Origin of the sequence: Streptomyces sp. NPDC060028 (genome assembly GCF_042736725.1) — a bacterium.
In the GTDB taxonomy this organism is placed as follows: domain Bacteria; phylum Actinomycetota; class Actinomycetes; order Streptomycetales; family Streptomycetaceae; genus Streptomyces.
This window is the reverse complement of record NZ_JBHWVJ010000019.1, coordinates 57,662-81,963: the sequence shown is the minus strand read 5'-3', so window position 1 is coordinate 81,963 and position 24,302 is coordinate 57,662. Positions and strand designations below refer to the sequence as shown.

Here is a 24,302-nt window from a genome sequence, read left to right as displayed (position 1 = left end):
GGTGCGGCGCCGCTGCCGGCCGGCTGGTGCGTCATGGGCGGGGGCCCTGGATTTCGACCGCCGCGCAGCGCCAGCGGAGGTCGGGGCCCTGTTCCAGGCGGAAGGCCATCGCCGAGACGCGGTCGCCCGTCGTGATGCGGGCGAAGGCCTCGATGACGCCCGGGCCCGGGGTGAACCGGCCGCACTGGCGGATGACCGGGCACAGCCGGTTGCGGAAGGGGTCCGCGGGCGCCAGGGTGACCAGCTGCTCGTACGCCGGGCCGACGGTGTGCCCGAGGAGGGAGTGCACCGGCCGGCGGCCGCTGAGCACCGCGAGCAGCCGTTCGGCGAACCAGTGGTGGGGTCCGCGGTGGACGAGGGTCGGCGGGCGGCGCTGGTCGTGGCGGCCGGGGGGACGGGTGGTGCTCCTGGCCTTGGTCATGATGGTCGTCCCCCGAGGAGTCCGGGCCCGGGTGCGGTACCGGGCGGTAACGTAGTAGGGGATCTTCTACGGGCCCGCGAACACGCTCCGCAACGGCCCCCAGGGGGCCCGCCCCGGCGGCACCGCGTTCACCTATCAGAGGTGCCGCCCGACGCCCCCGGGCGGCCCGGCGAGCCCGGCGAGGGTCCGCGGTGGACGCGGTCGGGCCCGGTCCCGGCAGCCCGAAGGGGGACGCGCGGCCGTATCCTGGGGGCGTTTCCGACTACCGAAAGCAGCCGGCCATGCGTGTGTACGTCCCCCTGACCCTGTCCGGGCTCGCCGAGGCGCACAAGGCGGGCGAGCTGGGTCCCGCCCCGCTGCAGGCGTACGCCGTGACCCCCGGGCTGCGCGAGTGGTACGTGTCGGACGACATCGAGGAGCTGGAGTACGCGGCCCTGAGCCGGGCCGCGGCCGCCTCGCTGCGCCTCCTGGCGGCCGACGCCGCCGCCCCGCGCCGCCGGGTCGTCATCGCGCTCGACGTGGCCGACGAGGCCGCCACCGCGACCCCCGGGGTCGACGAGGCCACCCTCGGCCAGGTGGCCGTCGCCGGGGCGCTGCGGCTGGCCGTGGCCGCCGCCGTGCACGTGGACGCCGATGACGCGCAGGGCGACGTCAGCGCCGCCGCCGCGGCCGTGGCGGCCGCCGACGCCGGGGACGACGACGCGCAGTTCACCGTCGACGGCGCCGAGGACCACGAGCTGCTGTGGTTCGGGGTCCAGGAGATCCCGGGGCTGCTGAAGTGAGCCAGACGCGTACCGCCGCCGCCCACCACATCGTGTGGGACTGGAACGGCACCCTGCTGCACGACATCGACGCCGTCATAGCCGCGACGAACGCCTCCTTCGCCGAGTTCGGGTTCGCGCCGATCACGCTGGAGCGCTACCGCGAGCTGTACGTCGTACCGGTGCCGAAGTTCTACGAGCGGCTGATGGGCAGGCTGCCCACCGAGGCCGAGTGGGCCGTCATGGACGACACCTTCCACCGGTACTACTGGGCCGCCGCCGACGCGGCCGGGCTCGCCGAAGGGGCCCGGGAGCTGCTCAGGGACTGGCAGGCGGACGGCCTGACCCAGTCGCTGCTGTCCCTCGCGCCCCATGAGAAGCTCGTGCCACTCGTGCAGGCGCACGGCATCGACCGGCACTTCCTACGCGTCGACGGCCGCACGGGCCCCTCGCACACCACCAAGGCGCGCCACCTCGTACGCCACCTGGCCGCCCTGGAGGGGGCGGGAGTGGCGGCCGGGCGCACGGTCCTCATCGGTGACGCCGTCGACGACGCGCTGGCCGCCGCGCACGTGGGTGCCCGGGCCGTGCTCTACACCGGCGGTTCGCACAGCCGCAGCAGTCTGGAATCAGCCGGTGTGCCCGTCGTGGACACCCTGGCAGACGCCGTACGCGCTGCTCGTGAACTGGCCGAATAGCTACTGGCACGCGCGGCCTTCCGCGTCGCTGTCCAGAGTGTCAAAGTTCCACCCCCGGATTTGTACACATACAGCTCATGACGAGTCGGGGGTAAGGGGAGATAGCCTGGTACCCGTGATCAGCGCGATAGTCATCGGAGGCACCGAAGCCTCCGGCCAGCGCCCGGCGCACCACCGTGCCCGGGCCATCGCTGATCCCCGCTGCCGGGACCTCTCGCCGATCATGGCTGATTCCCTCCCGGTCGGCTCTCTCGACGGCATAGCGTCGATCCCGAACGGAATCCCCGCCTCGCGGTGCTATGCCATTCCTTCCTTCACCTACGTCACGCAATGGCGCGCGACAGGAGCCAGAGGACATGCAGACCAAGCTGGACGAAGCAAAGGCCGAGCTGCTCGCGCGGGCGGCACGGGTAGCTGAGAACAGCCCGGCCGGGGGGCTACTTCCGACTGGGTCCGAGCAAGGGGAGCGTCCAGACCAGGGCACGATGCTCGCCTACCTCCAGCGCTACTACCTGCACACCGCCCCCGAGGACCTCTTGGACCGGGATCCGGTCGACGTGTTCGGGGCAGCGCTCTCCCACTACCGGCTCGCGGAGAACCGGCCGCAGGGCACCGCCAACGTGCGGGTGCACACCCCCACGGTCGAGGAGAACGGCTGGACCTCCAGCCACTCCGTCGTCGAGGTGGTCACGGACGACATGCCCTTCCTGGTCGACAGCGTCACCAACGAGCTGTCCCGCCAGGGACGCGGCATCCACGTCGTGATCCACCCGCAGGTCGTCGTGCGCCGTGACGTCACCGGCAAGCTGATCGAGATCCTCGGCCCCGACTGCGACGCGCACGGCCCCAGGACCGCGCGCCCCCACGACTCCCTCGTGGAGTCCTGGATCCACGTCGAGATCGACCGCGAGACCGACCGCCCCGACCTCAAGCAGATCACCGCCGACCTGCTGCGCGTCCTGTCCGACGTACGGGAATCCGTCGAGGACTGGGAGAAGATGCGCGACGCCGCGCTGCGCATCGCCGACGAGCTGCCCGGCGAGCCGACCGCGCCCGACCTGCGCGAGTACGAGCTCGAAGAGGCCCGTGAGCTGCTGCGCTGGCTCGCCGACGACCACTTCACCTTCCTCGGCTACCGCGAGTACAACCTGGTCGACGGCGACGCCCTGGCCGCCGTGCCCGGCACCGGCCTCGGCATCCTGCGCTCCGACCCGCACCACAGCGGCCAGGAGGACGCCCACCCCGTCTCGCCGTCCTTCAACCGGCTGCCGGCCGACGCCCGCGCCAAGGCCCGCGAGCACCGCCTGCTGGTGCTGACGAAGGCCAACAGCCGTGCCACCGTGCACCGCCCCTCGTACCTCGACTACGTCGGCGTGAAGAAGTTCGACGCCGAGGGCAACGTCGTCGGCGAGCGCCGCTTCCTCGGCCTGTTCTCCTCCGCCGCGTACACCGAGTCCGTGCGACGCGTCCCCGTCATCCGCCGCAAGGTCGCCGAGGTCCTCGAAGGCGCCGGCTTCGCGCCGTCCAGCCACGACGGCCGCGACCTGCTGCAGATCCTGGAGACGTACCCGCGCGACGAGCTGTTCCAGACTCCGGTCGACAAGCTCCGCGAGATCGTCACCTCCGTCCTGTACCTCCAGGAGCGCCGCCGGCTGCGGCTGTACCTGCGTCAGGACGAGTACGGCCGCTACTACTCGGCGCTGGTCTACCTGCCGCGCGACCGCTACACCACCGGTGTGCGGCTGCGGCTGATCGCGATCCTGCAGGAGGAGCTCGACGGCATCAGCGTCGACTTCACCGCCTGGAACACCGAGTCGATCCTCTCCCGCATCCACTTCGTCGTCCGCGTCCCGCAGGGCACCGAGCTGCCCGTCCTGACCGACGCCGACGTGGAGCGCATCGAGGGCCGCCTGGTCGAGGCCGCCCGCTCCTGGGCCGACGGCTTCGCCGAGGCCCTGGTCGCCGAGCTGGGCGAGGAGCGCGCCGCCGAGCTGCTGCGCCGCTACGGGACCACCTTCCCCGAGGGCTACAAGGCCGACCACTCGCCGCGCGCGGCCGTGGCCGACCTGTGCCACCTGGAGCGGCTGTCCGCCAGCGACCGCGAGTTCGCGCTCTCGCTGTACGAGCCCGTCAGCGCGGGCCCCGGTGAGCGCCGGTTCAAGATCTACCGCACCGGTGAGCAGGTCTCGCTCTCCGCGGTCCTGCCCGTGCTGCAGCGCCTGGGCGTCGAGGTCACCGACGAGCGCCCGTACGAGCTGCGCCGCTCCGACCGGGTCAGCGCGTGGATCTACGACTTCGGCCTGCGGATGCCCGCCTCGAACGGGAACGGCGACGGCGCGGCGGCATCCGGCTACCTCGGCGACGACGCCCGCGAGCGCTTCCAGGACGCCTTCGCCGCGGTCTGGCAGGGCGACGCCGAGAACGACAACTTCAACACCCTGGTGCTGAGCGCCGGGCTCACCTGGCGGCAGGCCGTCGTCCTGCGCGCGTACGCCAAGTACCTGCGCCAGGCCGGGGCCACCTTCAGCCAGGACTACATGGAGGACACCCTCCGCAACAACGTCCACACCACCCGGCTGCTGGTCTCGCTGTTCGAGGCCCGGATGTCGCCCGGCCGCCAGTCCGCCGGCACCGAGCTCATCGACGCCATGCTGGAGGAGCTGGACGGGGCCCTGGACCAGGTGGCCTCGCTGGACGAGGACCGGATCCTGCGGTCCTTCCTCACCCTCATCAAGGCGACGCTGCGCACCAACTTCTTCCAGCTGAACTCCGCGGGCGAGCAGCACTCGTACGTGTCGATGAAGTTCGACCCGCAGGCCATCCCGGAGCTGCCGGCCCCGCGTCCGGCCTTCGAGATCTGGGTGTACTCCCCGCGCGTCGAGGGCGTCCACCTGCGCTTCGGCAAGGTCGCCCGCGGCGGCCTGCGCTGGTCCGACCGGCGCGAGGACTTCCGTACGGAGATCCTCGGCCTGGTCAAGGCGCAGATGGTCAAGAACACCGTCATCGTGCCGGTCGGCGCCAAGGGCGGCTTCGTCGCCAAGAACCTGCCGGACCCGTCGGTGGACCGCGACGCCTGGCTCGCCGAGGGCATCGCCTCGTACAAGATCTTCATCTCGGCGCTGCTCGACATCACCGACAACATGGTGGGCGGCGAGGTCGTGCCGCCCACGGGCGTGGTCCGCCACGACGAGGACGACACCTACCTCGTCGTCGCCGCAGACAAGGGCACCGCGACCTTCTCCGACATCGCCAACGGTGTCGCCGAGGCGTACGGCTTCTGGCTGGGCGACGCGTTCGCGTCGGGCGGTTCGGCCGGCTACGACCACAAGGGCATGGGCATCACCGCCCGCGGAGCCTGGGAGTCCGTCAAGCGGCACTTCCGCGAGCTCGGCCACGACACCCAGACCCAGGACTTCACCGTCGTCGGCGTCGGCGACATGTCCGGCGACGTCTTCGGCAACGGCATGCTGCTCTCCGAGCACATCCGCCTCGTCGCCGCCTTCGACCACCGGCACATCTTCATCGACCCGAACCCGGACGCCGCCACCTCCTACGCGGAGCGCCGCCGCCTCTTCGAGCTGCCGCGCTCCTCGTGGGCCGACTACGACACCGCGCTGCTGTCCGCGGGCGGTGGCATCCACCCGCGTACCGCCAAGGCCATCCCGCTCAACGCGCAGGTCCGCGCGGCCCTCGGCATCGAGGCGGGCGTCACCAAGATGACCCCGGCCGAGCTGATGCAGACCATCCTGAAGGCCCCGGTCGACCTGCTGTGGAACGGCGGCATCGGCACGTACGTCAAGGCGACCGCCGAGACGCACGCCGACGTCGGCGACAAGGCCAACGACGCCATCCGCGTCAGCGGCTGCGACGTCCGCGCCAAGGTCATCGGCGAGGGCGGCAACCTGGGCCTGACCCAGCTCGGCCGCATCGAGTTCGCCCGCACCGGCGCCGGCGGCGAGGGCGGCAAGATCAACACCGACGCCATCGACAACAGCGCGGGCGTGGACACCTCCGACCACGAGGTGAACATCAAGATCCTGCTGAACTCGGTGGTCACCGACGGCGACCTGACGGTCAAGCAGCGCAACAAGTTCCTCGCCGAGATGACCGACGAGGTCGGACACCTGGTGCTGCGCAACAACTACGCCCAGAACGTCGCGCTCGCCAACGGCGCGGCCCAGGCCCCCAGCCTGCTCCACGCCCAGCAGCGCTTCATGCGCCGCCTGGGCCGTGACGGGCTGCTGGACCGCGCGCTGGAGTTCCTGCCCAACGACCGGCAGATCCGCGAGCTGCTGAACACCGGCAGGGGCCTGACCCAGCCGGAGCTGGCCGTCCTCTTCGCCTACACCAAGATCACGGTGGCGGACGAGCTCATCACCACCGAGCTGCCGGACGACCCGTACCTGCGCCACCTGCTGCACGAGTACTTCCCCGGCGCCCTGCGCGCGAGGTTCCCCGAGCAGGTCGACGGGCACGCGCTGCGCCGCGAGATCATCACCACGGTCCTGGTCAACGACACCGTCAACACCGGTGGTTCGACCTTCCTGCACCGCCTGCGCGAGGAGACCGGGGCCTCCCTGGAGGAGATCGTGCGGGCGCAGCTCTCGGCCCGCGAGATCTTCGGCCTGGCCGAGGTGTGGGACGCGGTCGAGGCACTCGACAACAAGGTGGCCGCCGACGTCCAGACCCGGATCCGGCTGCACTCGCGGCGTCTGGTCGAGCGCGGCACCCGCTGGCTGCTGAACAACCGGCCGCAGCCGCTCCAGATCACCGAGACCATCGAGTTCTTCTCGGAGCGGGTCACGAAGGTCTGGTCGGAGCTGCCGAAGCTGGCGCGCGGCGCGGACCTGGAGTGGTACGAGTCGATCATGGACGAGCTGATCGGCGAGGGCGTGCCGGAGGAGCTGGCGGCCAAGGTGGCCGGCTTCTCCTCCGCCTTCCCGACGCTGGACATCGTGGCGATCGCCGACCGCACCGGTGTGGACCCGCTGGACGTCGCCGAGGTCTACTACGACCTCGCCGACCGCCTCGGCATCACCCAGCTGATGGACCGGATCATCGAGCTGCCGCGGTCGGACCGCTGGCAGTCCATGGCCCGCGCCTCCATCCGCGAGGACCTGTTCGCGGCGCACGCGGCCCTGACGGCCGATGTGCTGGCGGTGGGCGACGGCACGTCGACTCCCGAGGAGCGGTTCAAGGCCTGGGAGGAGAAGAACGCGGCGATCATCGGCCGGGCCCGGACCACGCTGGAGGAGATCCAGGGGTCGGACGACTTCGACCTGGCGAACCTGTCGGTGGCGATGCGCACGATGCGCTCGCTGCTGCGCGCGCACAGCTAGTACGCGGTCGAAACGGTACGAGGGCGGGCGGCCCGGGACCATCAGATCCCGGGCCGCCCGCCCTCGTACGTACTGCTACCGCCCGGCGGTGAAGGCCTCGTACGCGTCGCAGACCTCGGCCGCGGGGCCGTCCATGCGTATGACCCCCGATTCCAGCCAGATCGCACGGCCGCAGGTCTCGCGGACCGTGCCGATGCTGTGGCTGACGAGGAAGACGGTGCCGGCGTGCGCGCGGAGCTCCTCGATGCGGGCCTGGCTGCGCCGCTGGAAGGCGGCGTCGCCGGTGGCCAGGGCCTCGTCGATCATCAGGACGTCGTGGTCCTTGGCGGCGGCGATGGCGAAGCGCAGCCGGGCGCCCATGCCGGAGGAGTAGGTCCGCATCGGCAGCGAGATGAAGTCGCCCTTCTCGTTGATCCCGGAGAAGTCGACGATGCCCTGGTAGCGCTCACGGACCTGCTGCTTGGACATGCCCATCGCGAGGCCGCCGAGCACGACGTTGCGCTCCCCGGACAGGTCGTTCATCAGCGCCGCGTTGACGCCCAGCAGGGACGGCTGGCCGTGCGAGTAGATCCTGCCGCGGGCCACCGGCTGGAGGCCGGCGATGGCGCCCAGCAGGGTGGACTTGCCCGAGCCGTTGGTGCCGATCAGGCCGATGGCCTCGCCCTTGTACGCGGTGAAGCTGACCCCCCGGACGGCGTGCACCTCGCGGATGCCGGGGGCGGGCTTGCGGGAGAAGATCCGGCTGAGGGCGGCGGTGGCGCTGCCCCTGCCCTTGCCGCCGCCGGCGCCGTGCACCTTGTAGACGACGTGGACCTCGTCCGCGATGACGGTCGGGACACGGGTGTCCGTGTCGGTGTCGGTGTCTGTGTCAGCCACGGCCGTACTCCTCCTCAGCCTTCCAGAAGTAGATGAAGCCGCCCACGCCGGCGAGCAGTGCCCAGCCGATCGCCATCGGCCACGCGTGGTGCGGGAGCGCGTGCGCCTTGAAGCTGTCGATCAGCGCGAAGCGCATCAGGTCGATGTAGACGGCCGCCGGGTTCGTCTTGAGCAGCAGCGCGACCCAGTGCGGCAGATCGTCCTTCCTGAGCATGGAGTCGATGGACCACATCACGCCCGAGGAGTACATCCAGGTCCGCAGGACGAACGGCATCAGCTGGCTGACGTCGGGGCTCTTCGAGCCGATCCGCGCCATGATCATGGCGCAGCCCGCGCAGAAGACGGCCATCAGGACGAGCGCGGGGACGGCCAGCAGCCAGGACGCGCTCGGGGTCTGGCCGAAGGCGAGGAGCAGGATGACCAGCGCGCCCATGGTCACGAGCAGTTGCTGGAAGAGCTGCACGACGGTGGAGATGGGCAGGCTCGCCCGGGGGAAGTGCAGGGCGCGGACCAGGCCGAGGTTGCTGTGGACGGCGCGGGTGCCGGCGTTGATGGAGCTGCCGATGAAGTCCCAGACGAAGACGCCGGTGATCAGGAACGGCAGGTAGTCCGGCACGCCGTTGCTGGCGTGCATGACGATGCCGAAGATGAAGTAGTAGACGGCCGCGTTGAGCAGCGGGGTCACCAGGTGCCAGACCTGGCCGAGTTTGGCCGTGCTGTACGTGGCGTGCATGCGGGCGGTGGCGTACGCCGTCACGAAGTGGCGGCGGCTCCATAGCTGCGCGACGTAGCGGGGCAGCGAGGGGCGGGCGCCGCTGACGGTCAGGCCGTGAGCGGCGGCCAATTCTGCGGCGGAGCTGCCCGCGGGGGTCGCCGGTGCGGCGGTCACCGGGGCGGTGGTCACGGTCACGGGGCTCGCTTTCGACGGGGACAGGGCGGGTCGTGGCGTCGGTCGGGCTGGCGATGGGACGGGTCCGTATCGTCGCTACGGCGAGATTAGGGTGTGATCCAACGGAACGCAACCGTATCGTCGTGACGAGTAGGTCCTGGCCGCGCGGCTATGCTCTGGTGCATGACCACGGAACCCGCCCCCGCCACCCCCGCCCCGGCCCGTCGCGCCCCCGCCGGCGCGGCCGTGCTGCGCGAGGACGTGACCGAAGCGATCCGCGCGGCGGTCGTGGCGGAACTGGCCGCGGTCGGGTTCTCCCGGATGTCCATCGAGGGCGTCGCGCGCCGGGCGGGCGTCGGCAAGACGGCCGTGTACCGGCGGTGGAAGTCCAAGCTCCACCTGGTGCTGGACATCGTGGGCGCCTTCGCGGTGGACGGCCTCCCGGTCCCGGCGACGGGCTCGCTGTACGGGGACGTACGGGCGCTGCTGGAGGTCATGTCACACGTGCTGCGGCACCCGGTGGCCTCGGCGGTCATCCCGGACCTGCTGGTCGAGGCCGCCCGCAACCCGGAGATCGCCGAGGCGGTCCGCGGCGCCCTGCTCGACGGCCAGCGCCGCATGGCGGAGGGCATCGTCGCCGACGCGGTCTCCCGCGGCGAACTCCCGGAGGGCATCAACGCGGACCATGCCCTGGACCTCGCGATCGGCCCGCTCTACTGGCGCCAGGTCATCGTCCGCGACGCGGTGACGCCCCCCCACCTGGACACCCTGGCCCACCAGGTCGTCGCAGGCCTGAAGTCCGCCCCGGCCGGCGCCGAGTAGCGGAGTAACCGTCACATCCCAGCCACGGCTTCGCTGTTGCGGATTGCAACAGCGACAATGATGTTGATAGGGATGGTGGGGGCGGTCGGCGCGGGGGCGCTGACCGCGGGGCGGCCAGTGGTGTGGGGGGCAGTGAGTGAGCAACGATCCGGTCGATCCGGCTGAGATACCCGTCTTCACGGGGAATCTGGCGGAGTTGGAGACGAGGACGAAGGCCCTGTCGGGGGACGGTCCGCAGATCGCTTCGGCGGGGTCGGACGTGCACACGACGTTCGGGGGGTTGTCGGCGTTCTATCAGGCGCCGGAGGCGGAGCAGTTGTTCGCGGTGACGAAGCCGGTCGTCGACGTCACGGCCTCTTTCACTTCGGATCTGAAGGTGATCTCGGGTGCGTTGACGACGTACGCGCATGACGTGACCCCGCTGGTGAAGAAGCTGGACCGGCTGCGTGAGGAAGCCGCGGCCTTCCGGACGAAGGGTGTCCCACGAGGACAAGTGGCGTGAGGACGGCGATCTGATCGAGGAGAACCTCGATCGCCGCAATGAGGTCGCGGAGGTGTGGGCGCAGTTCCAGGACGCGGAGCGTGCTTGCTACAACAAGATCATCACGTTGTTCTGCGGGGTGCCCCTGTCCAAGGGCGACGGCTCGCATGCGGCGGGCATGTACGGCTACGACGCAAAGGCGTTGAAGGCGTCGAAGTCGCTGCCGTGGGGTGACGCGGTCGAGGAGTCGGTTCCCGCGTGGCAGGTCTGGGAACACGCCTGGGACTTCGGCAAGGGCGTCCTCGTCGACGGGGTGTGGGGGACCCTCAAGGGTTTGGGGACCCTGGTGGGTGTTGACGGCTGGGACGCCGCCGGGCAGGCGTGGACCGGTCTGGCCAAGCTCTCCACGTTCTCTGCGATCACCTCTGTCCCGGGTCTGAACGTGGCCTTCCTGATGGCGGACGACAAGGACCTGCCGTCGTGGCTGCGGGACTCGCGTACCGCGGCGAAGGAGACCGGCAAGGCGCTCCTGGCCTGGGACGAGTGGCAGCACAACCCCTCGCGTGCGGCGGGCGCGGTGACCTTCAACGTGGTCACCACCGTCGCCACGGGCGGTGCGGGGGGCGCGGCGTCGGGCGCGGGCAAGGCCGGCATGGCGGCGAAGGCGATCTCGCTCGCGGGCAAGGCCGGTCACGTCATCGACCCCATGACGTACGTCTTCAAGGGTGCCGGTGCCAGTATCTCCAAGATCAGCGACGTCGTGTCCGGCTTCCAGGGCATCGGAAAGGTCGAGGTTCCGGCCATCTCCGACGGTGCGTTCGCCCTCCCCGAAGGCGCCCGTCTCCTATCCGACGGCACGGTCAAGCTCCCCGCGGGGGCGGAGATACCCGGAGGCGTGACCAGACTCCCCGACGGGGCCATCAAACTCCCCGAGGGTACGGCCATACTGCCCCCGGGCACCGTCAAGCTCCCTTTCGACAGCCCGGCCAAGTACATGGACCCGGACGGCAACCTCCTCAAGGCCGACGGCACCCCGCACCAGTCCGTGGCCGAGGCCCCCCACGCCCTGCCGGCGCCCGCCCCGGCGAAGGTCCCGGCCCTCTTGGGCGCGGGCGACGCCGCGCTCCACGTGGGCGACGACCTCACCGCAACCAGCCACACTCCCGGCGGCACCGCCGACAACACCGTCCACAACAGCGCGGACAACCACACGCCAACGGGCCACGGCGACCCCAACCATGCCACCGCCGGCATGACCACCCACACCGACACCCCCTCCACATCCGGGCACAGTGACGGCGCAGGTGTTCCACACCAGGGCCAGCACGGCAGCGCGGCGGGTGCTGCCGACAACGGGACCGGCGGTCCGCCGGAGCGCGAGTCGTCGAAGCCGGACGAATCGCCGTCCGGTGAGACGCCAGGACGCCCGAACGAGCCGCGCGAGCCTTCACTCCCGAGGAAAAGCTCCTTCACTGGGACCACCTCGACGAGGTGGAGAGCCGTAGCGTCGATGACTTCGAGCACCTCAAGTACGATCCCGACCACCGTGGCCAGGTCGACGTCAAGTCGAAGGATGAGGCCAGGGTGGGTCTGGACCTTCGAGAGCGCGGCAAGCTTCCAGACGACATCGTCCGTCCGACGCACGCGGACTCCGGCGACTTCTATTCGGCATCGACCGGCCGGTACTACGACGTCAAGGGAGTCCATTCGGACTACCCCCCATTCAACAACATACGCAACAAAAATGGCCCGTGGCCGGGCGCCTACAACCCTTCCCGTGACGGTGTGAAATGGGAGAGTAAGGTGCGGGACCAAATCTTGGAGCAGGGGCGCATTGTGATCCTCGACATGCGCAATGCGGATCAGGTCGCCATTGACGACATTCGAGGGATCATCGAGCGGAACGGTTGGGAAGACGATGTCATCTGGTACCCGTGACGGATGGAAGCCGGGCTTCATGCCGGCAGATGCCGAGGCTGCCGAACGGTTGATGGAGTGGCTGTCCACCGAGAGTGGCGGACTGGACGTGATCGGTCTCGACTTGAGTGGCGCCGATCTGTCAGGCGCGGATTTCTCCGAATCCTGGTTCACCGAAACAACACTTGTGAATACGAGGCTGGTTGGGGCCGAATTTTATCGCGCAGATCTTCAAGGTGCTGACCTGACCGGTGCCGACGCGAGCAATGCCCGTTTCATCCGTACCAATCTTGACCACGCGGTGTTGCGTCATGCCGTACTCGACGGGGCAGAGTTCGGCAGGGCGGATCTCTACGGAGTGGACGCCACCCGAGCCAGTTGTCGTGGCACGCGATTCATGGGGGCGTCGCTTCTGAATGTGGATTTCCGTGGGGCGGACCTCAGCCATGCGGTGCTGCGGGAGAATTCCTTCAAGGTTCGGGTCGACCACGACACCGTGCTCACGGGGCTGACGGGTTCGTTGTTCGGGCCGGTGGAGTTCGTCGAGGAGAGGTGCTCCCGGACGTTGGCCGGAAGCGAGCTGGAGGGATGGATCCGGGAGCGCGGAGGCGAGGCGCAGGTGCTGGAAGCCCGACGGCCGCGCGGCAAGCCGGAGGGCTGAGGTGCGCGGCCGCTACGGCCAGAGGCCGGCCGTGAGGTGGGCCAGGGGCGGTTCCGGGGTCGGGGTGGGGGCCGGCGGGGTGGGGCGGCGGTCTTCCAGGGGGAGGATCGCCGGGAGCGGGGTCGGCTGGCCCAGGAAGACGCGGCGGACCACGCGTTCCGCGGCGTGGCCGTCGTCGTACGAGCAGAAGCGCGCGCGGAACGCCGAGCGCAGCTGGGCCGAGCGCGAGCCCTGCCAGTGGCCCGTGGTGAAGATGTCCACCAGCTCGTCCTCGGTGCGGGCGATCGCGCCCGGCGGACACGAGCGCAGGTCGAAGTACGTGCCGCGCGCGGCCTCGTACGCCTCCCAGTCGTCCGCGTGGATCACGATCGGCCGGTCCAGCGCCGCGTAGTCGAACATCAGGGACGAGTAGTCGGTCACCAACGCGTCGGAGGCCAGGCAGAGTTCCTCCACCGAGGGGTGCGAGGAGACGTCCAGCAGCCGCGGGTGCGCTTCCCACGGGCGGTCGCAGTCCGCGTACGTCAGGTGCGTGCGCGTCAGGATCGTGAAGCGCGGGCCCAGGTCGCGCAGGACCCGCTCGAAGTCCAGGTGGTCCGGCCGGCTGCGCCGGTAGTCGCGGTGCGTGGGGGCGTACAGGATCGCCGTGGAGCCCGCCGGGATGCCCAGGCGGGCGCGCAGTTCGAGCACGTCCGACGGGGTGGCCCGGTGGAAGACGTCGTTGCGCGGGTAGCCGTACTCCAGCGTCGTGTAGGACGAGGGGAGCGCCTTCTCCCACACCAGCGTGGAGTGGCGGTTCGCGGAGAGCAGGTAGTCCCACTGGTCGGCGCCGCGCAGCAGGCCCGCGAAGTCCGTCGTCGGGGTGGCCGCCGGACGGTCCTGGAGGTCCAGGCCGACCCGCTTGAGCGGGGTGCCGTGCTGGGTCTGCACCAGGACCTGGCCCGGCCGCTTGACCAGCGCGCGGTCGAAGTTGACGTTGGTGACCAGGTAGCCGGCCCGGGCCAGGGCGGTCCAGTACGCCGCCGAGCCGGGCCGCAGCGCCGCCGTCTGGCGGGGGAGGGTCGCCGCGTGCGCGGGGTCGCAGATCCACGCCGTCCGCATCCGGGGGGCCAGCTCCCGCAGCTTGGCCTCGATGGCCGCCGGGTTGCAGGCGTAACCGCCGTGCCAGTACGCGGAGAAGACCGCCAGCTCGGGCCGCAGCGGCAGCAGCCGCTGGATCCGGTAGTGCAGGCGCAGGGCGGCCTCGCGCAGGCCCCGACAGGTGGTGGCGCCGGTGCGCGCCGTCGCCAGCGCGGCCCTGCGCAGCGCCGACAGCAGGCGGTACGTGCGCCGGGTGCCCAGCCGCATCAGGAGGTGGCGGACCCGGTCCGTGCGGGAGAGGGACAGCGGCCGCGGGCCCGGAGCGCGGTAGCGGCGCAGCAGCGCCGAGGCCCGGCCGAAGAACTCCGCCCGGCTCGCGCCCGGAAGCCGGCGCGGGTCGGCGTACAGGGCGCAGAAGTGCTCGGCCATCCGCCGGTGCACGGCGGGGCGCCAGCGCTCCAGCTCGGGGCGGGTGGCGAGGTAGCCGAAGACACGGTCGTACTGGTCGAAGATGTCGAGGTGGCGGCGGGTGGACGTGGTCAGGATCGAGCCGGTCCGGCGCTGGCGGTAGTGCACGCAGACCCGGTCCAGGACGGCGACGGACTCCGCGGCCAGCAGCGCCGGGTAGGTCCAGGGGGTGTCCTCGTAGAAGCCGGGCGGGAATTCGAGGCCCTCGCGTTCCACGTAGTCGCGGCGGTACGCCTTGTTCCACACCACCATCAGCATGCCGAGCAGCGCCGGGCGGTCGGCGAGCCGGAAGCTGGCCGGGCCCTCCTCGGAGAGCCGGTGGGAGAGGCGGTTGCGCACCAGTTCCCCGGTCCAGAAGGTGCGCGCGTAGTCGTAGACGAGCACGTCGGGGGAGCCGGTGGCCTTCAGCCGGTCGGTGATGGCCTGAAGGGCGCCGGGGGCCAGGGTGTCGTCGCCGTCGAGGAAGACCAGGTAGTCGCCGGTGGCCCGGGCCAGGCCCGCGTTGCGGGCCGGGCCCAGCCCGAGCTGGTGCGCCAGGTGCACGGCGGTCACCCGGGGGTCCCGGGCGGCGTACTCGTCGATGATCGAACCGCAGGCGTCCGGGGAGGCGTCGTCCACCGCGATCAGTTCGAGATCCGGGTAGGACTGGGTCAGGACCGAGTCCAGACTCTCCTGGAGGTACGCCTGGACCTTGTACGCGGGCACGATGACGCTGAACCGGGGCACGGCACATCCAGGGGTCGGCGCGGGCATATGGCCCAGGAACCGCACGCGTGGCGATCGGGTTACGCAGCGTGTGGCATTCGGGTTACGCAGCGTCAACACCCCTTGTCGACCCGGTGATCCCGGGTCGAATCAACGGATGCGTCGGGCTACTTGACGGCCCCGGCCATCACCCCCGTCACGAACTGCCGCTGGAAGGCGAAGAAGACGGCCAGCGGCACCACCATCGACAGGAACGCACCCGGCGCCAGCACGTCGATGTTGTTGCCGAACTGCCGTACCTGCTGCTGCAGGGCCACCGTGATCGGCGGGTGCGCGGAGTCCGCGAAGACGAGCGCGACGAGCATGTCGTTCCACACCCACAGGAACTGGAAGATGCCGAGCGAGGCGATCGCCGGGCCGCCCAGCGGCAGCACCACCCGGGTGAACAGCCGCAGTTCGCCCGCCCCGTCGAGCCGGGCGGCCTCCAGCAGCTCGCGCGGGATCTCGGCGAAGAAGTTGCGCAGCAGGAACACGGCGAAGGGCAGCCCGAAGGCGGTGTGGAAGAGGACGACGCCCGCCGTCGTCTCGAACAGGCCGATGGAGCCGAAGAGTTCGGAGACCGGGATCAGCGCCACCTGTACGGGAACGACGAGCAGCCCCACCACGATCAGGAACAGCCAGTCGCGGCCCGGGAATTCCAGCCACGCGAAGGCGTATCCGGCGAGCGCGCCGAGGGTGAGCACGAGCAGCGTCGCGGGTACGGCGATGGCCACCGTGTTCAGGAGCGAGCCGGTGATCGTGTCGTTCTCCAGCAGCCGCTCGTAGTTCCCGGCCGTCAGCCGGGAAGGGGCCGTCAGCGCCTTCCACCACCCGCCCCGGTTCAGCTCGGCGGGGGAGAGGAAGGAGGAGATCAGCAGCCCGAGGGTGGGCAGCAGCCAGAACAGCCCCGCGAGCACCAGGAACACCCGCAGCGCCCCGCCCGCCACCCGCGCGGCCAGCCGGCCGGTCGCGCCGTGCACCGTGCTCATCGGCGCCCCTCCTTCCGCATCCGGCGGATGTTGTAGAGCATGACCGGCACCACCAGCACCAGCAGCAGCACCGCGATCGCGCTGCCCAGCCCCGGATCGGCGTCCGTGCCGAAGGAGGTGCGGTAGAGCTGGAGGGCGAGGACGTTGGCGTCGTCCTGCACCGCGCCCGGGGCGATCACGAAGACCAGGTCGAAGATCTTCATGACGTTGATGACGAGGGTCACGAGGACGACGGCCAGCACCGGCGCCAGCAGCGGCACGGTGATCCGGCGCAGCACCTGCCACTCGCCCGCCCCGTCCACGCGCGCCGCCTCCAGCAGCTCCCGCGGTACGGCGGCCAGCCCCGCCCCGATCAGCACCATCGCGAAACCGGCCCACATCCACACGTACGCCCCGATCACCGCCGCGGTGACGAGCGTGGGGCCGAGCCACTCCACCCCCGCGTACGCCTCCCGGAAGTTCGAGGCGGGCAGCCGCAGCAGCGCCCCGTCGGCCTTTGCCGACAGGGTGAAGGTGCCGTCGGCGCGGGCCGTCGCCGAGTCCACGACCCGGCCGTCCTTGACCGCCTCGATCCGGATCCCGGCGAGCGCCGACTCGGTGGGGTCGACCGTGTTGGTACGGCCGCCCCCGCCCCGGGTGAAGTCCTGCCAGGCGGTGCCGGTGACCTTGCCCGGCTCGGGGGCGGCGGCCACCGCCGTACGGGTCCCCCCGGGCAGCGCCTCCGGGGCCACGCCGACCAGCGGGAGCAGCGCCGGCGCGCCCACCCGTACCGGGTCGCGCGTCACGTACGCGCCCCCGGCGGCCGGCTCCAGCGGGGAATCGCGGCCCGGGCGGGCCTTCGGGAAGGCCGAGGACTCCGCGAAGCTGTCGTGGACGCCGACCCAGACGGCGTTCGCGACCCCCCGGTCGGGGTCGTGGTCGTAGACGAGCCGGAAGATGATGCCCGCCGCCAGCATCGAGATGGCCATGGGCATGAAGACGAGCAGCTTGAACGCCGTGCCCCAGCGCACCCGTTCGGTGAGCACCGCGAAGATCAGACCGAGGGCGGTGGCCGTGGTCGGCGCCAGCACCACCCACACGGCGGTGTTCTTCAGCGCGGTGCGGATCGTGTCGTCGTGCATGATCTCGCGGTAGTTCCCGGCGCCCACGAAGGAGTCGCCGGAGCGGTCGAAGAGGCTGCGGTAGAGGGAGTAGCCGATGGGGTGGACGACGAGCGCGCCGAGCAGCACGAGGGAGGGCAGCAGGAAGGCGGCGGCGATCAGCCGCCGCCGACGGGCCTCGCTCGCCTTGGCGGCGGCCGTCACCGAAGCGGCCGACGTGGAGGTGTTCGCCGTGGCCGACACGGCTCAGTTCCCGTAGGCCTTCGCCGCGTCCGCCTCCAGTTTCGCCTGGGCCCCCGCCACGTCCGTCGGGTTCGCGAGGAAGTCCTGGAGGTCCTTCCACATGCCCGCGCCCGGAGTCCCGCCGAAGGCCGCCGGGGCCTGGTCGGACAGGTCGAAGCGGAAGTCGTCGCCCGACGCGATCAGCGTCTTGGCGATGTCGCGCTGGATGGCGTTCGGATAGGCGCCGAAGTCGACCGCCTTGTTCGGGGAGACGAAGCCGCCCTCCCGGGCCTGGATCTCCGCCGCGTCCGTCGAGGCCAGGAAGGTCAGGAGCGCCTGGGCGCCCTTCGACGCCTTCAGAGCGACCGCCACGTCACCGCCCGAGACCACGGGGGCCTTGGCGCCGACCGCCGGGAAGGGGAAGACGAGGGCGTCCGTGCCCACCTTCGCCTCGGTCTGCGCGATGTTCACCGCCACGAAGTCGCCCTCGAAGACCATCGCGGCCGCCGGGCGGTCACCGCCGGTGAAGGTCTGCGTCACCGACTTGGGGAACTCGGTCGCCAGCGCCCCGCTCTGGCCCCCGGCCAGGAAGTCCTTGCGGCCGAACAGCTCGCCGAGGCTGGTCAGCGCCTGCTTGACGCTGTCGTCCGTCCACTTGATCTGATGCTTGGCCAGCTGGTCGTACTTCTGCGGACCCGCCTGCGAGAGGTAGACGTTCTCGAACCAGTCGGTCAGCGTCCAGCCGTCCGCGCCGGCCACCGAGACCGCCGGGGTGCCGGAGGCGGACAGCGTGTCGGCAGCGGTCAGCAGGTCCTTCCAGGTCGCCGGCGGCTGCACGCCCGCCGCCGCGAAGGCCTTCGCGTTGTACCAGATCAGCGACTTGTTGGCGGCCTTGTAGTACACGCCGTACTGGGTGCCGTCGACCGCGCCCAGCGTCTTCCAGCCGTTCGAGTAGTTCTGGTCGAGCTGGGCCTTGGCCTCCGGTCCGACCGGCTGCGCCCACTTGTTCTGCACCGCCGAGACCAGCGCGCCGACCTGCGGGAGGAGCGCCACGTCCGGCGGCTGGCCGCCCGCGATCTTCGTACCGAGGAAGGTGACGATCGGGTCCTGGGCCGGGACGAAGGTGACGGTGGCGCCGGTCCGCTTCTCGAACTCCTTCAGCACCTTCACGAAGTTGGCCTGCTCCGGACCCGTCCAGACCGCCGCGACCTCCAGCTTCTCGCCCGCCAGCTGCGGTAACTGGACGCCCTGCCCGGTGGAGGCCTCGGCGCCCCGGGGCGGGTCCTCCTTGTCGTCCCCGCCGCCGCACGCCGTCATCACGAGCGCGGCGGTGGCGGCGAGCGCCGTCCAGGTGAGTGTCGTACGGCTTCTCCCGCGGGTCTTCGTACGCGGCTTCGTGCGGGTCGTCGGTCCGCTCACTGCGTGCCTGCGCATGGCTCTGCCCCCGATGCCTGTGGTGTGTCCCGTCCCACAGGTCTACGCCGACCCGCGCGCCCCCGCAATAGCGCGTGGCGGGAGCGCGGCCCGGCCTCAGGGGGCGGGCGGGAACAGCACCGGTACCGCCGAGACCAGGTGGGACGCCCGGTCCAGGGCGCTGGCCAGGAGGGCGAGGTCGGTCGGTCCGTTGCCCAGTTCGCGGACCGGACGGCGGGCCGGCGGGTCGCCCATCCGGTCCCACTCGACCGGGACCACGGTCGGCCGCAGCGTCGCCGTCCGGGGGATCCGGCCCGTCACCCGGCCGGCCTGGAACGGGAACGTCCGGCCGTCGGCGTACCGGAGCAGCCCGCGGCCCGGGCCCGGCTGGTCGGGCGCGTCCAGCTCGACGCGCAGGGTGGTCAGCCGGGCCAGTTCGGTGTCGGCGGTCCGGTCCGGGCGGGCGCTGGTGGCGACCAGGTGCACGCCGAGCCGGGCTCCCTCGCGGGCCACCGCCTCCAGCACGCGCACCACCGAGCCGGCGGCGGGGCGGCCCGTGGCGCCGAGCCCGGGCGCGACCAGCGCGTCGAAGTCGTCCACCAGGACCACGAGCCGGGGCAGCGGGCTCGGGCCCGCGGCCGCTTCGGTGCGGGTGGCCGCCGAGCGCAGCCGCAGCGTGCCGGTACGGGTGGGGTCTGCCCGGCCCGAAGGGCCGGGGGACGGGTCGAGTTCGCCGCGCAGCTCGCCGGAGGCGGGCTGGCGGGGCGAGACCATCCGGTCGGCGAGCTCCCGCCGGGCGTGCCAGTCGGCGAAGGGCGCCCCCTCCAGCAGTTCGGCGCGCCGCTTGAGCTCGGCGCCGAGGGCCTGGGCGAACTCCCGCATGCGCAGCGGATCGGAGGCGACCAGGTGGGCGGAGACGTGCGGGAGTTCGGTACAGGGCTGCAGCCCGTCGCCGCGCTCGCCGCCGGCCCCGTCGAGCAACACCAGGCCGAGCCGGTCGGGACGGGCCGCGGCGGACAGGGAGGCGGCGACGGAACGCAGCAGTTCGGTGCGGCCGCTGCCGGCGGGTCCCTCGATGAGCAGGTGCGGCCCGTCCGCGGTGAGTTCGGCGCCGGCAGGTCCGCGCCGGCCGGTGCCGAGCACGACCTCGACGAGCCCGCCGACGCCCTGCCCCTGGTCGGTGGCGGCGGCCCAACGGGCCATCAGGGAGGCCGGGGTGGCGCGGGCGAGCCCCAACTCGTCGAGCAGCCGCGAGGTCTGGGGCAGGGCGGCGCTGGCGGGCCGGTAGGTCTCGGCGCCCTGCGAGTCGGCCCGCAGCGGGGCCAGGGCGCGGGCGAACCGCTCGGCCCAGGCCAGGGACACGGCGTCGGCGACGGCCGTCTCGCCGGGCGGGAGCGGCTTGCCGCCGCGCACCGCGAAGGTCCGTATGGCGGTGGCCACGTCCCCGCTGAGCAGGGCGACCGCACCGCAGTCCCGGAAGGCGGGGGTGCTCGCGCAGGCGGCCTCGTACGTCGCGGCGACCGGGGACGCGGGGGTGGCGGGCGGGGCCTCGGCGAGCACGAGCACGTGTATGCCGGCGGCGGGGCCGTGCGAGGCGAGCCGGCCGGTGATGTCGCGCAGCGGCCCGGCACCGGGATCCCCGTCGAGGACGAGGAGGGTGTGCGGGCCCCGGTAGGCGGACGAGGCCTCCTGGACGGCGAGGGCGTCGGCGGCGGCCCAGTTGGTGCCGAGCAGGCTGTCGTCGAGCCGCCGCGTCAGCTCGCCGGTACGGGCCGCGGCCTGGTCGCGGTCGTACGCGAGCAGCAGCCGGCAGTCCTGCCCGTGCGCGGGCCGTACGTGCGGGAGCCAGCCGAGCCAGCCCCAGTCCCCCCGCCGCTGCGCCAGGGTGCGGGCCCGGTCGGCGGCGATGAGCACGATCTCCAGCTGCTGCCCGGGCGCGTGCAGGGCCGCGAGCTGGGCGACGACGCAGCGGGCGACCCCGGTCAGCCGCGCCCGGGGACCGGCGATCCCGAGGGCGCCGGCCTCGCGCAGCGCCACCCGGCTTCCGGCCCCGAGGCCGACGTCGAGGGCCCCCGGCTCGCGGGACCACAGCCGCCGGGTCGGCCCGAGGGCGGCCAGCAGCAGCGCGGCCGGGTCGTCGGGGTCGGGCCGCGCGGCGACGGACGCCTCGGTCGCGACCCGTTCCTCGGGGGCTTCCTCCCCGCGCACCCACTTGCGGGCCCAGGCCCCGAGCGCCTTGCGGCGGCCGCCCTGTGCCGGGTCGAGCCCCGGGTTGGTGGCGGTGGCGGTGGCGGCGGCGAAGCCCGGGTCCGAGGGGGCGGGGTCCGCGAGGTGCGGTCCCGGCGGGGTGTCCGGTGCAAGGTCCCCGGGGGGCGCCGCGTCGGGGTGGAGCCCGGCGGGGGCGCCCGGCTGCGGGGTGAGGGAGAGGTGGCCCTCCAGGTCCGGGGTCACCGGCAGCGGTTCTGCGTGCCCGGTGGCCCCGTCGGCCAGCCGCAGGGTGGTTTCGCCGACGCACAGCAGCGCCCCCGGCGCCAGCGGCACCGGGCCGGAGCCGACCGGGACGCCGTCCAGCGTCGTGCCGTTCGTCGAGTTCAGGTCCGCCACGGACACCCGGCCGTCCGGGAGCACCGTCACCGTGCAGTGCAGCCGGGACACGTCCGGATCGTCCAGCGGGACGTCCGCGTCGGCCGAGCGGCCGATGCGGATCGCTCCGGGGTGCAGCAGGTGGACTCCGCCCGCGTCCGGGCCGGCCACCACGTGCAGCTGCGGGCCGCCGGGGCCGTCCTCGTCCGGCAGGACGTCCGGGACCGGCCCGTGCAGGGCCAGTACCGCCCCGTCCACCAGCGGGGGCTCGCCCAGCACCCGGCGCTGCGGGTCGAGCCGCTCCGCGCCAGCGTACAGGATGACGGTGCCTCCGGTGTCGGGTCCGCCGACGGTGGCCGCGAGCCCGGAGGCCACCGCGGCGAGCGGGGTGCCGGCGGGCGCGGTGACGAGTACGTCGCAACTCGCGGGCGCGGTCGCGGTCTGGTGGCCGCTGCGCGACCCAAGGACGGTCAGCCGGATCTGCATCGCCGTCAGCGGTCCCTTCTGCGCGGTGCGCGGTGTGTGCGCCCGGCGGGAAACCACGGGACATGCCTGCCCGTTCGCCCCCACCCGGCACGGACGCGTCGTCCGGTCAGGCCTGCGGGACGGCGGGGCTCCCGTCCCGGCCGTTCCGTACGGGTGCATCCTCGCACCTGTCACGGACAACACGCCCGGCAGCCGCCGACAATTGATCTTGATCGGTCGCGGGCGGGTATCAGCACCGTTCACATACGGACAGCAAGGCGAGGAAAAACGCCCCTGGCATACACCGCAAACATCATCCTTCGTACATATGTGCGGCAACCAACCTCCGGCGCCCGGCGTCTTCCCAGGGGACACCCCCTAGAGTGGGCCGGAAAACCTTCGACCGGATTCATGACGGATCGATGCCGGATCGATGACGAGAACGACAGCAGGGGAGCGCGCGACGTGCGGCCAGTCGGCAGCAAGTACCTGCTCGAGGAGCCGCTGGGACGCGGCGCCACGGGCACTGTCTGGCGTGCCCGCCAGAGGGAGATGGCCGGCGCCGAGGCGGCAGTCGCGGGGCACCCCGGCGAGACCGTGGCGATCAAGGTCCTCAAGGAGGAGCTGGCCCAGGACGCGGACATCGTCATGCGCTTCCTGCGCGAGCGCTCCGTCCTGCTGCGCCTGACCCACCCCAACATCGTGCGCACCCGCGACCTCGTCGTCGAGGGCGACCTGCTCGCGCTCGTCATGGACCTGATCGACGGCCCCGACCTCCACAAGTACCTCCGCGAGAACGGCCCCTTCACGCCGGTCGCCGCGAGCCTGCTGACCGCCCAGATCGCGGACGCGCTCGCCGCCAGCCACGCCGACGGCGTCGTCCACCGCGACCTGAAGCCCGCCAACGTCCTGCTCGACGAGCGCGACGGCCAGATGAAGCCGATGCTCACCGACTTCGGCATCGCCCGCCTGGCCGACTCCCCGGGCCTGACGCGCACCCACGAGTTCGTCGGCACCCCCGCCTACGTGGCCCCCGAGTCCGCCGAGGGCCGCCCGCAGACCTCCGCCGTCGACATCTACGGCGCCGGCATCCTGCTCTACGAGCTGCTCACCGGGCGGCCGCCCTTCGCCGGAGGCACCGCGCTGGAGGTGCTCCACCGCCACCTCAGCGAGGAGCCGCAGCGGCCCGCGACGGTGCCCGAGCCGCTGTGGACGGTCATCGAGCGCTGCCTGCGCAAGGAGCCGACGGAGCGCCCCAGCGCCGAAAGCCTGGCCCGCGGCCTGCGCGTGGTCGCCGCCGGCATCGGCGTGCACTGCGCTCCGCAGCAGGTGGAGGCCGCGCTCGGCGTCGGCGCGCTGCTGGCCCCCGACCCCTCGCCCGCGCCGGTCCCCCAGACCCCGGGCGCCGCGGACGCCACGCAGGTGCTGTCCGGGCGGGGCGGCTCGCCGATGGGTGGCTACGACCCCAACGGCATGACCAGCGTCCTGCCGCCGGTCGGCGCGGCGGACGCCACGTCCGTACTGCCGAGCACGGGAGCCCCCGGGCCCGACCCGACCTCGGTCATGCCGCCCGTACAGCAGCCGGACCAGCCGCACCCGTGGCAGTCGCAGATGCAGGCGGCCCGCGACCGCAACGAGCAGACGCAGGTCCAGTACCTCGACCCGAGCGAGGACCCGCTGCGCCGGCGGCCGCAGCGGCAGGGGCCGCCGCCCGCGCCCCCGCAGCAGCAGCCGTACCGGCAGGGACCGCCGCCGCAGCAGTACCAGCAGCCTCAGCGGCCCCAGTACCAGCAGCCTCAGCGGCCCCAGTACCAGCAGCAGCCGCAGCACCCGCAGCAGCAGTACGCCCCTCCGCCGCCGCAGCACTACCAGCCGCAGCAGCACCAGCCTCAGCCGTACCAGCAGCCGCAGCAGCCCCAGTACCGGCAGCCGCAGGCGCCCGCGCATCAGCCCCCGCAGGGTCCGCCGCCGCAGCAGCCCGCCCCCCGGGAGCCGCGCGAGCCGCGCCGCCGCAGCGCCAACCCGGTGCACATCCCGGGCCTGGGCTGCCTCAAGGGCTGCCTGGTCCTGATCCTGGTGTTCTTCGTCGCCGGCTGGCTGGTCTGGGAGCTGACCCCGCTCCAGGAGTGGGTCGGCACCGGCCGCGGCTGGTGGGACCAGGTGTGGACCTGGGGCAATGAGGCCGCCGACTGGATCGGCACGATCGGCGACGCCACGGACGGCACCCAACAGTGAGCGGGGCCGGGGCCCTGTAGCGCCGACTTCGTGGATTTGTCGACTTCCAGGGCCCGATTTCGCCCGCAGAAGTGAAGGTCGCCGCGAATCGGGGCCCCTGCTGGCCTACAACCCCCATTCGGCCGCGTAGCTTTGGTGCCG

Annotated in this window: 16 protein-coding genes; 8 read left to right on the top strand and 8 right to left on the bottom strand. The window is 72.1% G+C overall.

Going from position 1 to position 24,302, the window contains the following annotated elements; genetic code table 11:
- Positions 1–31: 31 nt before the first annotated feature.
- Positions 32–421 (bottom strand): Rv3235 family protein, encoded by a 390-nt coding sequence (locus ACFWBF_RS12740; protein ID WP_385599489.1) that lies wholly within the window; start codon positions 419–421, stop codon positions 32–34.
- 281 nt (positions 422–702) lie between these two features.
- On the opposite strand from ACFWBF_RS12740, the gene ACFWBF_RS12735 reads away from it, so the two are divergent.
- The 3 genes from ACFWBF_RS12735 to ACFWBF_RS12725 all read left to right on the top strand — a co-directional run bounded on the left by ACFWBF_RS12735 (position 703) and on the right by ACFWBF_RS12725 (position 7,219).
- Positions 703–1,203, top strand: a complete 501-nt coding sequence (locus ACFWBF_RS12735; RefSeq protein ID WP_385599486.1) for a DUF6912 family protein — start codon at positions 703–705, stop codon at positions 1,201–1,203.
- Positions 1,200–1,880: an HAD family hydrolase gene (locus ACFWBF_RS12730; protein WP_385599483.1), complete on the top strand. Its 681-nt coding sequence runs from the start codon at positions 1,200–1,202 to the stop codon at positions 1,878–1,880. The genes ACFWBF_RS12735 and ACFWBF_RS12730 overlap by 4 nt, the downstream gene beginning before the upstream one ends.
- Positions 1,881–2,236: 356 nt before the next feature.
- Positions 2,237–7,219: an NAD-glutamate dehydrogenase gene (locus tag ACFWBF_RS12725; protein WP_385599480.1), complete on the top strand. Its 4,983-nt coding sequence runs from the start codon at positions 2,237–2,239 to the stop codon at positions 7,217–7,219.
- Between the two features lie 75 nt (positions 7,220–7,294).
- On the opposite strand, the gene ACFWBF_RS12720 is transcribed toward ACFWBF_RS12725, so the two are convergent.
- A complete protein-coding gene (locus ACFWBF_RS12720; RefSeq protein WP_385599477.1) occupies positions 7,295–8,095 on the bottom strand; it encodes an ABC transporter ATP-binding protein in 801 nt (266 codons plus the stop codon).
- Positions 8,088–9,005 (bottom strand): ABC transporter permease, encoded by a 918-nt coding sequence (locus tag ACFWBF_RS12715; protein ID WP_385599474.1) that lies wholly within the window; start codon positions 9,003–9,005, stop codon positions 8,088–8,090. The genes ACFWBF_RS12720 and ACFWBF_RS12715 overlap by 8 nt, the downstream gene beginning before the upstream one ends.
- A gap of 150 nt (positions 9,006–9,155) precedes the next feature.
- Between ACFWBF_RS12715 and ACFWBF_RS12710 the strand changes: the two genes are divergently transcribed.
- The 4 genes from ACFWBF_RS12710 (at position 9,156) to ACFWBF_RS12695 (ending at position 12,865) form a co-directional block, all read left to right on the top strand.
- Positions 9,156–9,806, top strand: coding sequence for a TetR/AcrR family transcriptional regulator (locus ACFWBF_RS12710; RefSeq protein ID WP_385599471.1), 651 nt, complete (start codon positions 9,156–9,158; stop codon positions 9,804–9,806).
- A gap of 136 nt (positions 9,807–9,942) precedes the next feature.
- Positions 9,943–10,308 (top strand): hypothetical protein, encoded by a 366-nt coding sequence (locus tag ACFWBF_RS12705; RefSeq protein ID WP_385599468.1) that lies wholly within the window; start codon positions 9,943–9,945, stop codon positions 10,306–10,308.
- Entirely contained in the window at positions 10,283–12,076 is a 1,794-nt protein-coding gene (locus tag ACFWBF_RS12700; RefSeq protein WP_385599466.1) for a hypothetical protein, read from the top strand. The genes ACFWBF_RS12705 and ACFWBF_RS12700 overlap by 26 nt, the downstream gene beginning before the upstream one ends.
- A gap of 168 nt (positions 12,077–12,244) precedes the next feature.
- Positions 12,245–12,865 carry a pentapeptide repeat-containing protein gene (locus ACFWBF_RS12695; RefSeq protein WP_385599463.1) on the top strand — a complete coding sequence of 207 codons (621 nt, stop codon included), beginning with the start codon at positions 12,245–12,247 and terminating at the stop codon, positions 12,863–12,865.
- 12 nt (positions 12,866–12,877) lie between these two features.
- Here the strand turns inward: ACFWBF_RS12695 and ACFWBF_RS12690 are convergent, their stop codons facing one another.
- The 5 genes from ACFWBF_RS12690 to ACFWBF_RS12670 all read right to left on the bottom strand — a co-directional run bounded on the left by ACFWBF_RS12690 (position 12,878) and on the right by ACFWBF_RS12670 (position 21,947).
- A complete protein-coding gene (locus tag ACFWBF_RS12690) occupies positions 12,878–15,136 on the bottom strand; it encodes a CDP-glycerol glycerophosphotransferase family protein (protein ID WP_385599460.1) in 2,259 nt (752 codons plus the stop codon).
- 146 nt (positions 15,137–15,282) lie between these two features.
- The gene (locus ACFWBF_RS12685; protein ID WP_385599456.1) at positions 15,283–16,143 is read right to left on the bottom strand and encodes a carbohydrate ABC transporter permease; all 861 of its coding nucleotides are present in this window, start codon (positions 16,141–16,143) and stop codon (positions 15,283–15,285) included.
- Complete coding sequence (locus ACFWBF_RS12680; RefSeq protein ID WP_385599541.1) at positions 16,140–17,447, bottom strand: carbohydrate ABC transporter permease; 1,308 nt, start codon at positions 17,445–17,447, stop codon at positions 16,140–16,142. The genes ACFWBF_RS12685 and ACFWBF_RS12680 overlap by 4 nt, the downstream gene beginning before the upstream one ends.
- A 42-nt stretch (positions 17,448–17,489) precedes the next feature.
- Positions 17,490–18,899, bottom strand: coding sequence for an ABC transporter substrate-binding protein (locus ACFWBF_RS12675; RefSeq protein WP_385599453.1), 1,410 nt, complete (start codon positions 18,897–18,899; stop codon positions 17,490–17,492).
- A 96-nt stretch (positions 18,900–18,995) separates the two neighbouring features.
- Complete coding sequence (locus tag ACFWBF_RS12670) at positions 18,996–21,947, bottom strand: FHA domain-containing protein (protein WP_385599538.1); 2,952 nt, start codon at positions 21,945–21,947, stop codon at positions 18,996–18,998.
- 444 nt (positions 21,948–22,391) lie between these two features.
- Here ACFWBF_RS12670 and ACFWBF_RS12665 point away from each other — a divergent pair, with 444 nt between their 5' ends.
- The gene (locus ACFWBF_RS12665; RefSeq protein ID WP_385599535.1) at positions 22,392–24,161 is read left to right on the top strand and encodes a serine/threonine-protein kinase; all 1,770 of its coding nucleotides are present in this window, start codon (positions 22,392–22,394) and stop codon (positions 24,159–24,161) included.
- Positions 24,162–24,302 lie beyond the last annotated feature (141 nt).